The sequence below is a fragment of the Bacillus sp. FSL R5-0422 genome (assembly GCF_038610765.1).
GTDB lineage: Bacteria > Bacillota > Bacilli > Bacillales > Bacillaceae > Bacillus > Bacillus pumilus_O.
In genome coordinates this window covers 1,460,986-1,473,425 of sequence record NZ_CP152014.1, presented here as the reverse complement: position 1 = coordinate 1,473,425, position 12,440 = coordinate 1,460,986, and the positions used below count along the sequence as shown (strand labels likewise).

General features: G+C 43.1%; 12 protein-coding genes and 1 riboswitch. Of the genes, 1 reads left to right on the top strand and 11 read right to left on the bottom strand.

Features of this window, described 5'->3' with window-relative positions; translation table 11 throughout:
* Positions 1 to 61: 61 nt before the first annotated feature.
* Both MKX52_RS07400 and MKX52_RS07395 read right to left on the bottom strand, forming a co-directional pair.
* On the bottom strand, positions 62 to 937 hold the full coding sequence (locus tag MKX52_RS07400; RefSeq protein ID WP_342491735.1) for a YicC/YloC family endoribonuclease: 876 nt from the start codon (positions 935 to 937) through the stop codon (positions 62 to 64).
* 83 nt (positions 938 to 1,020) lie between these two features.
* The gene (locus MKX52_RS07395; protein WP_119124830.1) at positions 1,021 to 3,696 is read right to left on the bottom strand and encodes a calcium-translocating P-type ATPase, SERCA-type; all 2,676 of its coding nucleotides are present in this window, start codon (positions 3,694 to 3,696) and stop codon (positions 1,021 to 1,023) included.
* Positions 3,697 to 3,860: 164 nt separating this feature from the next.
* On the opposite strand from MKX52_RS07395, the gene MKX52_RS07390 reads away from it, so the two are divergent.
* Complete coding sequence (locus MKX52_RS07390) at positions 3,861 to 5,570, top strand: NFACT RNA binding domain-containing protein (RefSeq protein WP_342491734.1); 1,710 nt, start codon at positions 3,861 to 3,863, stop codon at positions 5,568 to 5,570.
* A gap of 30 nt (positions 5,571 to 5,600) precedes the next feature.
* Here MKX52_RS07390 and MKX52_RS07385 read toward each other — a convergent pair whose 3' ends face one another.
* From MKX52_RS07385 to pyrE, 9 genes are all read right to left on the bottom strand, one after another.
* A complete protein-coding gene (locus tag MKX52_RS07385) occupies positions 5,601 to 6,104 on the bottom strand; it encodes a bifunctional precorrin-2 dehydrogenase/sirohydrochlorin ferrochelatase (protein WP_012009908.1) in 504 nt (167 codons plus the stop codon).
* The gene (locus MKX52_RS07380) at positions 6,085 to 6,870 is read right to left on the bottom strand and encodes a sirohydrochlorin chelatase (RefSeq protein WP_088001503.1); all 786 of its coding nucleotides are present in this window, start codon (positions 6,868 to 6,870) and stop codon (positions 6,085 to 6,087) included. Before MKX52_RS07380 ends, MKX52_RS07385 begins: the two co-directional genes overlap by 20 nt.
* A 75-nt stretch (positions 6,871 to 6,945) precedes the next feature.
* A complete protein-coding gene (gene cobA / locus MKX52_RS07375; RefSeq protein ID WP_119124826.1) occupies positions 6,946 to 7,701 on the bottom strand; it encodes a uroporphyrinogen-III C-methyltransferase in 756 nt (251 codons plus the stop codon).
* A gap of 29 nt (positions 7,702 to 7,730) precedes the next feature.
* A complete protein-coding gene (gene cysC, locus MKX52_RS07370; protein WP_012009905.1) occupies positions 7,731 to 8,324 on the bottom strand; it encodes an adenylyl-sulfate kinase in 594 nt (197 codons plus the stop codon).
* A 14-nt stretch (positions 8,325 to 8,338) separates the two neighbouring features.
* A complete protein-coding gene (sat, locus tag MKX52_RS07365) occupies positions 8,339 to 9,475 on the bottom strand; it encodes a sulfate adenylyltransferase (RefSeq protein WP_012009904.1) in 1,137 nt (378 codons plus the stop codon).
* A gap of 55 nt (positions 9,476 to 9,530) precedes the next feature.
* Positions 9,531 to 10,595 (bottom strand): inorganic phosphate transporter, encoded by a 1,065-nt coding sequence (locus MKX52_RS07360; protein WP_144473551.1) that lies wholly within the window; start codon positions 10,593 to 10,595, stop codon positions 9,531 to 9,533.
* A gap of 13 nt (positions 10,596 to 10,608) precedes the next feature.
* Complete coding sequence (locus MKX52_RS07355) at positions 10,609 to 11,310, bottom strand: phosphoadenylyl-sulfate reductase (protein WP_144521327.1); 702 nt, start codon at positions 11,308 to 11,310, stop codon at positions 10,609 to 10,611.
* A 36-nt stretch (positions 11,311 to 11,346) separates the two neighbouring features.
* Positions 11,347 to 11,460, bottom strand: coding sequence for a DUF2292 domain-containing protein (locus MKX52_RS07350; RefSeq protein WP_342491878.1), 114 nt, complete (start codon positions 11,458 to 11,460; stop codon positions 11,347 to 11,349).
* Positions 11,461 to 11,556: 96 nt separating this feature from the next.
* Positions 11,557 to 11,659: riboswitch (SAM riboswitch) on the bottom strand.
* 139 nt (positions 11,660 to 11,798) lie between these two features.
* Positions 11,799 to 12,437, bottom strand: a complete 639-nt coding sequence (gene pyrE / locus MKX52_RS07345) for an orotate phosphoribosyltransferase (RefSeq protein WP_217014239.1) — start codon at positions 12,435 to 12,437, stop codon at positions 11,799 to 11,801.
* Positions 12,438 to 12,440: the final 3 nt, after the last annotated feature.

The window sequence follows — 12,440 nt, the reverse complement described above, 5'->3', positions numbered from 1 at the left end:
TGTATTATAAACGTCTCTAGTATCGCCGAAAGAGACGTACTGTAAACAGCATACACAATGACTATTCTATATTTTGCACTTGTTCTTTTATTTTTTCAATAGCACTTTTCATTTCAACCACGAGCTTAGTTAAATGATGATGGTTCGCTTTTGAGCCAATGGTGTTCACTTCACGGTTGAGCTCCTGTACAAGAAAATCAAGTTTTCTTCCGGCAGCACCGCCTTGCATCAAGATTTGCTGGAATTGTTGAAAGTGACTTTTCAATCTCGTAATCTCTTCTGTAATGTCACACCGGTCAGCAAAGATCGCAGCTTCTGTTGTCAATCTACTTTCGTCAAGCGCCTCTCCAACCCACTCTTGCAAACGCTGATTGAGCCTGTCTTTATACTGACTCACAACCTCTGGTGCAAAGACTTTGATTTCTTCTGTATAGGCTTCTAATTCAGAAAGCCTCAGCTCACAGTCTTTTTGAAGTGATGTCCCCTCCTGCTCTCTCATGAAACAAAGCTCCTTGACAGCCGTTTCACAAGCTTCCATCAGCAATTGCTCTAATTGCTCATTTCGGCTGGCGGATTCTTCTACTTGAACGGCATGCTCTAGCCCAAGTAAGTCATGTGCATTCTGAATGCCTGAAATGTGATAGCGCTTCTCGAGATCTTTTGCGGCTTTCATGTATTCATCAAGCAGCGACCAGTCGATCTGCAAGGACCGGCTTGCTAGTTTACCGCCTTCAATCGTAACAAACAGCTCAATTCTACCACGCTGCACGTGACGAAGAATGATTTTTTTTAATGTGTCTTCGAAATATAAAAGCGGCCTCGGCAAACGGGCATGAACCTCTTTAAAACGGTGATTGACCGATTTTAGCTCAACTGACACTGTCAGTTCTCCATCCGTTTTACTCGCTTGACCGAATCCCGTCATACTGCGTATCATGTCAAAACACCCAATTCTTTCATATTAATAAAATGAAAAAGGTAATAGCAGACACTATTACCTCAAAATTATACCATAACGAATTATTTTTTTCTTGTCAAAAGTGATCCTGCCAGTAAAAAAGTTGGCAGTGCAGACATACCGATGATCAATAGCCAATCAATTGGTGCAATCGCCACCGTTTTGAAAATCGGCTGTAGCGGCGGATAATAAATGACCACAAACATCAATAAAAGTGATGACAAAACCGCACCGATTAAGTAAAGATTCCCGAATGGATTCCGCTCAAAGATGGATCGTTCACTGCGGCAGTCAAATACATGAATGAGCTGCGCCAACACAAGCGTACTAAATGCAACAGTCTGCGCATATGGCAGATTGTTTGGATCACGGTGATACACAAACATAAATGCTAAAAGGGTCGCAAGTCCAATGAGGAACCCTCTAGATACAACCTTCCAGCCGAGTCCTCTAGCAAAAATCCCCTCTTTCATATTCCTCGGCTTCCTTTTCATGACATCGCCTTCTGGCTTATCCATGCCAAGCGCCATCGCCGGGAGACCATCTGTGACGAGGTTGACCCATAAAATTTGAATAGGAACGAGAGGAAGCGGAAGCGCTAGAAGCATCGCAAACAGCATAACCAAAATTTCCCCCACATTTGATGCGAGCAAATAACGGACAAACTTACGGATGTTTTCATAAATATTTCGGCCTTCTTTAATAGCCGATTTAATGGTCGCAAAGTTGTCATCAAGTAAAATAAGAGAGGACGCTTCCTTGGCTACGTCTGTTCCAGTGATGCCCATAGAGATACCGATATCTGCTTGTTTAATTGCAGGCGCATCATTGACCCCGTCACCTGTCATCGCTACAATATGTCCATTTTTTTGATAGGCCTTCACAATTCTCAGCTTATGCTCCGGTGATACCCGTGCAAAGACGTATACATTTTCAGCCGTTTGCTCAAGCTCTTTGTCACTCATCTGATCCAGCGCTTTTCCGTCGAGCACCTTTCCTTGCTTTGGTAAAAGGCTCAAGTCTTTCGCAATCGCTTTGGCTGTTTCCACGTGATCTCCTGTAATCATGACTGTTTTTATACCCGCATCCCTGCACTCTTTAATCGCTCGTCTCACTTCAGGACGAGGGGGATCGATCATGCCTTCTAGCCCGATAAATGTTAAATCAGTTTCAGCCTGCTGGACAGAGGTGATGGTTTCGGTCAGACCAACTTTTTTATACGCAATGGCGATCGTTCTGAGCGCTTGTCTTGCTAAACTTTGAATCGCAGCCTCTGTTTCTTGCCTATGAGTGGTTGAAAATGACGCTGTACGGCCGCCGTGCATGATATGGCTGGAACGGTTCATTAGGACATCAGGTGCACCTTTTGCAATGACGTACCGCTCTTTTTGATTCGTTTCGACGACGACTGACATCATCTTTCTTTCTGAATCAAAAGGAAACTCTTCTACCACGTGAAATCCTGCTTCGATGAATTGCTCTGTAAAACCCGCTTTACGTGCTGCGGTGAGAAGTGCCCCCTCTGTCGGATCACCATCAAGCCTCATTTCGCCATCTTTTTCAACGATGGTCGATGTATTACAAAGCGCCCCATATAATAACACCTTTTGCAGGCTTGGATGTTTGTCGACATGGACAAGTTCTCCGTTCAAGGTGAAATCACCAGATGGCTCATAGCCCGTACCAGAAATATTCCACGTTTTGCCCTCTGCCCATACATGGGTCACAGTCATTTTATTTTGCGTCATGGTTCCTGTTTTATCTGAACAAATGATCGACGCACAGCCAAGAGTCTCCACCGCCGGGAGTTTTCTGACAATCGATTTTTGTTTGATCATCCGCTGCACGCCTAGTGAAAGTGCGACGGTGACAATCGCAGGTAGGCCTTCAGGAATGGCAGCAACTGCAAGTGATACTCCCGCCAGGAACATATGATACAAATCATGTCCTTGAACAACGCCAAGAACAACAACGAGCACCGTTAAAAATAAAGCAACGACAATGAGGATTTTCCCAAGCTGTTCGAGACGTCTTTGCAGCGGTGTTTCCATATTCCCTGCTGCATCCAGCATGCCAGCAATTTGTCCCATCGCTGTATTCATCCCTGTCCCAATGACAACGCCCACGCCGCTTCCTCTAGTGACAAGCGTCCCCATAAAGGCCATGTTCGTCAAATCACCAAGCGAGACATGGTTGCTAGAAAGCGGACTTGCGTGTTTGACTGCTGGGATGGATTCGCCAGTGAGAGCAGACTCCTCGATTTCCAGGCTCTTTGTTTCTAGTAATCTAATATCCGCCCCAATTCGGTCTCCACTTGAAAATTTCACAATATCCCCTGGCACAAGATGTTTAGACGGGATCTTGATCCATTCATTATTTCTCCTTGCATACACATGCGGGGTTGATAATTCCTTTAGCGCTTGAAGGGATTTTTCCGCCCGGCGCTCTTGATAAAAGCCGAGCACTCCATTAATGAGAACAATCGCTACAATGGCTACTGCATCAATGTATTCACCTAGAAAAGCAGAAATGATCGTTGCTGCAAGCAAGATTAACACCATAAAATCTTTAAATTGCGCTAAAAAAATGATCAGAGCCGAAGCCTTTTTCCCTTCTTGCAATTCATTTGGCCCGTGTTTTTCAAGCCGTTTTTGTACATCTTTTTCTGACAGTCCGTCACCTATCGATGTATTCATTGTTTTTAATAAATCGGTTTGGTTCAGTTCATGCCAATTCATTTGACCTCGTCCACTCCTCTTTTGTTCTCTCTCATATGCAGTGTTCTATAAGCCAGTTTATTCAGACTCGTCCTAAATCATGCTATAATAATGAGACTGCCTAAAGAACGAGAAATGGAAGGTTCTTTCAGTAGATTTGTGTGAAAGAAGAGGGTGTATCCAACATGTCATTTGACGGCATTTTTACATATGGTATGACAAATGAATTGCAAGAGACATTAACTGGCGGTAGAATTTCAAAAATCCATCAGCCATATAAGCACGAGTTGATTTTTCATATCCGAGCAAACGGAAAGAATCATAAGCTCCTTTTATCCGCTCACCCGAGCTACGCTAGAGTGCAGCTCACAGAGCAGCAATATGACAATCCTAGCGAACCCCCAATGTTTTGTATGCTCCTTAGAAAACATCTTGAGGGCGGATTCATTGAACGTTTCGAACAAATTGGATTTGACCGAGTGATCGTACTTCATGTACGAAGCCGCAATGAAATTGGCGACGAACAGACCCGAAAGCTCTACATTGAAATCATGGGAAGACATAGTAATTTGATTCTTGTCGAAGATAATACGCAGCAGATCATCGATGGCCTGAAGCATCTTTCTCCATCTGTGAACAGCTACCGGACAGTGCTTCCTGGTCACGAATACCTTCTGCCGCCTGCTCAGCAAAAATTAAATCCGTTTGCAGTAACGAAGGACGATATTTTAAAACATTTACGCTTCCAAGAAGGAATGATCGCAAAACAAATTGTCGATACATTCTCTGGGGTTTCTCCGCTGTTTGCAAAGGAAGCTGTACACAGGGCAGGTCTTGCCAATCAGGAAACCATTCCAAATACATTGCTCGACATGTTCCAGCTTATTCGCATGCATTCCTTTACTCCGCAGCTCACAAGAAAAGATGGGAAAGAATATTTCTATTTATTAGAACTACAGCATATCGATGGTGAAATGAAAACATTCGACTCTCTCAGTCAGCTGCTTGACCGCTTTTATTTCGGCAAAGCTGAAAGAGACAGAGTGAAACAACAAGCGTCTGACCTTGAACGGTTTGTCGTAAATGAAAAAAAGAAAAATGAAAACAAGCTCAAAAAACTGAACAGAACCCTTGAGGAATCTCAAAATGCCCATAAATATCAGCTCTATGGCGAATTGCTAACAGCCAATTTATATGCCATCAAAAAAGGGGATAAAGAGGCGACTGTCATCAATTATTACGATGAAGATGGCGGAGAAATCACGATACCGCTCAAAACAAACAAAACCCCTTCTGAAAATGCGCAAGCATATTTCACAAAATATCAAAAGGCAAAAAATGCAGTAGAAGCGGTCAATGAACAAATTGAGCGGACGCATGAAGAGATTGCTTATTTTGATGAGTTGATTCAGCAGCTGTCCTCTGCCTCACCGAAAGATTTAGAGGAAATGAGAGAAGAGCTTGTTGAGGGGAAATATTTACGCGCCAAACAAAAGCGTAACGCCAAAAAGAAAAAAACGGCGGCGATTCAGCTCGAATCGTATGAATCGTCTCAAGGGATTCCGATCTTGGTCGGAAAAAACAACAAACAAAACGAATATTTAACCACAAAAGCGGCTGCCCGTGACGATATTTGGCTGCACACGAAAGATATTCCTGGATCACACGTCGTCATCCGTCATCAAACGCCTGATGAACAGACGCTGCTTGAAGCGGCTCAAATCGCTGCCTACTTCTCGAAGGCAAAAGAGTCGAGCTCCGTACCTGTCGATTACACGAAAATCCGGCATGTGAAAAAACCAAATGGAGCCAAGCCCGGTTTTGTGACATATGATCAACAGCAAACATTGTTTGTCACCCCTGACGAAGATGTGGTTCTAAAGCTCCGAAAATAATAATAGCCGATAAAATCTTTTAAGGAGATTTTATCGGCTTTTTCTTTGTTGTTTTTTTCTTTCGATATAGAGAGCGTCAAGTGCATCTACATCCTCTTGTTCAAGCAATGTCTCAATTTCCGCAGCCAGCTGTTTTGTCCGAGCTGGGCTCGCACCGCTTGTAGAGACTGAAATCGTCACTCTCCCTGCTTTGACCACCTTTGGCACGATCACATTGCCAAGTTCTGATTGGCTCACACAATTCACAAGCTGATGGGGCCTTGCTGTTTGGGCAATCCATTCATTTACCGCCGGATCATTTGTAGCAGCGACAATGAAAAAAGCATCCTTTAAATCTTCAGCATCCACTTTCTTTTCTTTCCAATTCAGGTTGTATGTATCAATGAGACGTGCCATCTCTTTAGAAATGTCAGGACTCACGATGGTGATATGGCAAGGCTCTATACATAGCGCCTCTGCCCTTCTTGCCGCTATTTTTCCACCGCCGGCAATGAGCACTTGTTGATTGGTTAAATCAAGATGGACTGGAAGCATGGCTTTCTCCTTGGAATTGAAACTCATCGTCTTTGTTTAAAATGGTTTCTTGCACACGTTCAATATAAGCTGCTTTCACATGCGGATGAAAACCAATATACCGGCATACCCGGACATCTTTCAGTCTCTCTCTCGCCTGAGCCGCTTCATTTTCAATCTCTTTCATTAAAATACCCGTAAACAACAGGTAAGGAACAAGATAAACAGGCGCATCATCATCTACTGTTAATTGCGCCAGAACATCGCGGTAATTTGGTTCACATGCTGTAATAAAACATGGCAGGACTTCTGCAAGAGGCAGCAGGCGCCTGACATCGTCCGCAATGCCAAACACATCCCGCTTCACATCTGGATCAGAGCTTCCACGGCCAATTAAAAGAATCCGTGCTTTCTCGCCTTGATATCCTGCTTCTTCAATTCTTGCAGCAACTGCTTTTGTCACTTCTTGGTTGACCCCGATTGGTTTTCCGTATGTGACCTTCACTAGCGGGTGTCGTTTTTGTACTTTCTCAATCTCAACTGGAATATCTGATTTAGCATGCATAGCAGTTAAAAGGAGGAGCGGGACGATCGCAATGTGTGTCGCTCCTTTTTTCACACAAGCTTCAAAACCTTCTTCTATAGAAGGGGCTGTCAGTTCTAAAAAACAAATCTCTTGTATATCGGCTTCTACTAATGGCATACAGCTTTTCATAAAAGAAATGGCTTTATCTTGTGCTTCTTTTACCCTGCTTCCATGCCCAACATAAAGGACAGCTTGTTTCATGTGACTCCTCCCTCTCACTTTGTTTTGTTCAGACGAAAAGACACGATCAATGTACGTGTCTCTTCTTTATTATTCTCATTTCTCAATGAGAGCAGGTTCAAACCAGTTCAGCTTTTGGTGAAAATGAACGACATCCCCAACCACGATTAAACTTGGATGCTCGATGCCTTCTTTTTCAACAGTTTCAGACAGTGTCGCTACAGTGCAACAAGTCGTCTTTTGCCTCGTCGTGGTTCCCCAGTGTATAAACGCTGCTGGCGTTGCAGGATCGCGTCCATTTTTTATCAGAAGCTGCTGCACTCTTTCTACGTTTTTGACGCCCATGTAAATCACAAGGGTATCAATCCCCGTAGCCAGCGCTTCCCACTTTTCTTCAAAATGCTCATCTTTTTGATAGTGACCCGTGACAAACGCAACATTCGAGCTGAATTCACGGTGGGTTACGGGAATGCCTGCATAAGCTGCTGCTGCAATGCCAGAAGTAATTCCTGGGACAACTTCATATGGAATTCCATGCTCAGCTAAGCATTCAATTTCTTCACCGCCGCGTCCAAATACAAAGGGATCGCCGCCTTTCAGCCGGACGACAACATTCCCTTCTTTTGCATGGGTGACAAGGGCTTCATTAATGGCTTCCTGTCTCATCGTATGATGATTCGGCAGCTTTCCGCAATAAATTAATTCCGCCTCGGGTTTGGCGTGGGCGAGTATTTCTTGATTGACAAGACGATCATATAAAATGACATCTGCCTGCTGTATTGCCTTATGGGCTTTTAATGTAATTAAGTCTGGATCCCCAGGTCCAGCCCCCACAATGTATACTTTCCCCATCGTGCTTTTCTCCCCCTGCCATCAGGCGATTATTTCGCTTTTTCTTTTACATAATCAACAAGACGTTGTTTGGACTCTTCACGCGATAATTCACCTGTATCTAGAACGAGCTCAGGTGCTGCTGGCTCTTCATATGGTGAATCAATTCCGGTGAAAAATGGAATTTCGCCATTTCTAGCTTTTTTATATAACCCCTTTGGATCACGTTCTTCGCATACGTTCAAATCACATTTCACAAACACTTCGTGAAATTCCCCTGCTTCCACTAACTGTCTGACAATGCGGCGGTCTTCTTGAAATGGAGAAATAAAAGCCGTGATAACTATCGTTCCTTGCTCAACAAACAATTTCGCCACTTCTCCGATGCGGCGGATGTTCTCTTTTCTGTCATCATCTGAAAACCCTAAATCTTTATTCAATCCATGCCGCACATTATCACCATCAAGAACGGTCACTTGATAACCTTGTTCAAACAGCTCTCTAGCCGCTGCATTTGCAATTGTTGATTTACCTGATCCACTTAGACCTGTGAGCCAAATAATGCCGCTTTTATGATTGTTTTTCTGTTGATATTCATTTTTTGTAATAGATGAATCATGCCACACGATATGTTCGTTGCTCATGCCATACCCTCCCATTAAGATACCGTCGTTTTTAATCCTTCGATTAATGTTTCAATGACTTCTTTTCGGCTGAACGTGCTTGGCGGTAATTCTCCGTTTCTTAGCATCGTTCGAACCTTTGTACCTGAAAGAATGACATGCTCGCTTTTATCGTGAGGACATGTTTTTGGTGTTGCCATTGCTTCACATGTATTACAGTAGAAGCTATGTTCAAATTTTAACGGGGTAATGCCAATTTCTTCGCTTGTAAATTGTTCAAATAACTCCTGCGCCTCGTATGTGCCGTAATAATCACCAACACCTGCATGATCTCTTCCCACAATAAAGTGAGTACAGCCATAATTTTTACGAACAAGTGCGTGAAAGATTGCTTCCTTTGGTCCAGCATAACGCATTGCCGCAGGAAAAACACCTAAAAAGACGCGATCTTTTGGGTAATAACCGTTCAATAACACTTGATAACTTTTCATTCTCACATCTGCCGGAATATCGTCTGATTTTGTTTCGCCGACAAGTGGATTTAAAAACAAACCATCGACGGTTTCAAGTGCTGTCTTTTGAATATATTCATGGGCACGGTGAACAGGGTTTCTCGTTTGGAAACCAACAATGGTTTTCCAGCCGTTCTCTTTAAAATGACGTCTTGTTTCTTCCGGCTCATACGTAAATTGAGGGAATGGTTTTTCGCTGCGTTTCGTCAGTGTAATTTTACCACCAATGTAAGTGTCACCGCGTTCAAATAATTTTTTCACACCTGGATGATTGCGGTCATCAGTTTTGTACACATTCACCGCTTCTTTTTCTTTATCTGGTGTGTACTGATCCTCTACTTCAATTACGCCATATACAGTTCCATTATACGATAGACGCACAATATCGCCTTGATGGATTTCCGCTGCCTTTTCCTTTGTCACTGGCAGTGTAATAGGAAGAGACCAAACGACACCACTTGCTAGCCGCATACTGCTGACAACCGCTTCATAATCAGCTTTTGTTAAAAACCCTTCAATTGGGCTATACCCACCAATTGCTATGAGTTCAAGGTCTGCAAAAGAGATAGCATCTAGTTCAATTTCCTTCGCAACCGTGCTGAGATCATATTCTTCATTTACTCGATTAATTAATACGCCACCATGTGGTGTTAAACTCATTTGTATCTTCCTCTCAATGTTCATATTTAGTAGATGTTAATAGTCGGATTTAACATTAAATCCCGCCGCCCTGTTCATGAATCGAGCTGCTCTCATTTTTGACTGCCTTCATCAGACTTAGCGCACCAAGTGAGGCAAGCAGTACACTCATCATGATAAAGATAGAGTAATAGTCACCTTTTAAGAAAAGGCTCACTAGCAAATACGATAGACTAAGTGATAAAAAGGGTGATACTACCCACACTTTCAGCATTTTTTTCACCACATGTTTATGAAAAATATTAGGTCCACCTTTTGCCATGCCAAGTCCGATGATAGACGAGGAGGTGATTTGGGTAAGTGGAACAGGTAGCCCAAAAATAGAGCTGATTATGACAAGTCCAGCACCGGTACCTGAAAGCAATATCCCTTCGCCCGTTTGATAGCGGGTGATTTTCTTTCCATTTGTTTCTAGTACCCTTCTTCCTAATAAAAGAGCACCAAGTGCAACGAAAAGCCCACCGTAAAGCGTTCCTTGCCCAACAGATAAAATGCCTGAAGCAACAAGGGGACCTACAGCATTGGCGACATTGTTCATCCCAGCAGAAAATGCTTCTAGAAATCCACTAATGATCAAAATAATCGATAAAATCAAAGTGCCTTTTTTTGAAAAGGTTCGTTTCGGGAACATTCTGATGATTTTGACTACAATGAATGTAAAAAGAAAAGCAACAATAGGAATGATGACCCAAAAGGACACGATGACTAAAATGGATTTCACATACAATACTTTATACGCTACCGCAACTCCAACGACAGCACCTACTGTCACCTCACTCGTTGATAAAGGGATCGCCATCAAATTCGCTATAAAGAGTGATAATGCAGCAGAACCAATAATAATACAAACAATTTCAAGTGTAATGACGGATTCAGGCATAATGCCAGAACTGATGGTTTTGACGACCTCACCGCCGCCAATGACTGAACCTGCTAAAATCCCAACCGCACATACACTGAGTGCATAGATCGGCTTTCGAATCGCGCCTGATCCGTATGCGATGCCCATTGAAGCAGCTGCACCACTCGCGCCAATGTTTAGCGCGAAAAATAAACTAAATAAAATTGCGGCAATTTCCATACACTATGCTCCCTTACTCATGTAATCCGCACTCAGTCTTAGCTGTGCCTGACCATCTGCCAGACCGCAGATCCTCGGCAGTAAATGCTGGCTGTGTACACGGCGCACAGCCGATACTTGGATATCCCTGATCATGCAGCGGATTATAAGTAAGTTCTTCTCTAGATGCATATCTCCATATGTCCTTCCACGTCCAGTGGATAAGCGGACATACTTTCACTGATTTGAATTTTTCATCCTTATTTAAAAAATTCGTCCCTGCTCGCTTAGGTGACTGCTCTCTTCTTAAGCCAGAAAGCCATGCAGGATAGCCCGATAACGCTTCTTGCAAAGGAATGACCTTCCGCATATGGCAGCAGCTTTGAGGATCCGTTTTCCATAGTTGATCACCATGTTGATCGTTTTGCTCCTCGACCGTCAGCTCAGGGGTTTTCAGCACAATATCTAAACCCGGGTATCTTTCCTTTACCGCATCAATTGTGTCGTACGTTTCCTTAAAATGCAGACCTGTATCTAAAAAGACAATTCTTGCATCCTTTTTTACTTTCGCAATCAAATCAATAAGGACGATGCCTTCAATACCAAAGCTACATGCATAAACGAGCTGATCACCATAATGACCGTATGCCCATTTCAGCACAGATAAGGCCCCTTTATACAAATCATCTTCTTGAAATGTAATGGACGGCTCTTGCCAATTTTCATAAGTTAACATTGTTTCTCCCCTTCCGGAGTATCACTACTCTTCGCACTACGTCAACTGAATTTTTCTGTTTTCTTCCACTTGAATCACTTGACCGTCCTGAACAATCAGTGCAACTAAACTGAATTCATATCCCCAATCAGTTTCTGCATAGGCTTCAATTAAGTATTCATCCTGCTTTTGCTCTCACTTCCCCCTCACCATTAAAATAAAAAAACTTCCTTTCAGTCCGAAAGAAAGATGAGGAAGCTCACGATTTCCTTATCTTTCAAAATAGAATCATTTTGCAGGAAGTAGCACCTTGCATATCGCAGGTTGCCGGGCTTCATCGGGCCAGTCCCTCCACCTCTCTGGATAAGTGTTTTAATTTGTCTTAAATATTAACACAATTCAAACAAAAGTCAACCCGACTTTATTGATAGGATTAGTTTTTATTTAAATTTGAGTCTATTTTACTATTTTTAACCAAATAAAAAAGCTGTGCGATTGTGCACAGCTTTTTAGACGGTTTCTTCCATCCAAGATTCAGAGGAAGGATCTTGTCTCCAGCATTTCAATTTATTCATAGCAGAAGGCTCGATTGCTTTCAGTTCAAGAGCCACGTCTGTCAGTGTGTCATAGTCTGTTAGAGTAACATATGGAATGTTTTTCTCTTGGAATGCTGCCGTAGCTTTTGGCAAACCGTATGTGAAGATCGCGGCAACGCCTAGTACGTCACAGCCCGCTTCTTGAAGAGCAGCGACCACTTCAAGTACACTGCCTCCTGTTGAAATTAGATCTTCTACGACGACTACCTTTTGGCCTTTTGATACGGCACCTTCAATTTGATTCCCTTTTCCATGTGCTTTTGGCTTACTTCTGACATAACACATCGGAGCATTCAGACGGTCTGCCGCTAATGCCGCATGCGGGATGCCTGCTGTTGCAGTACCAGCAATCACCTCTGCTCCCTCAAAATGAGTGAGAATCAACTCTTTCAGACCTTCGGCAATGTCGTGTCTGACTTCTGGATAGGACAAGGTAAGACGATTGTCACAATAGATCGGTGATTTGATACCGCTTGCCCATGTAAACGGTTCGTCTGGCTTCAATGAGACCGCTTTGATTTGTAATAGGTGTTTAGCGATTTTCGTTTTCATCTG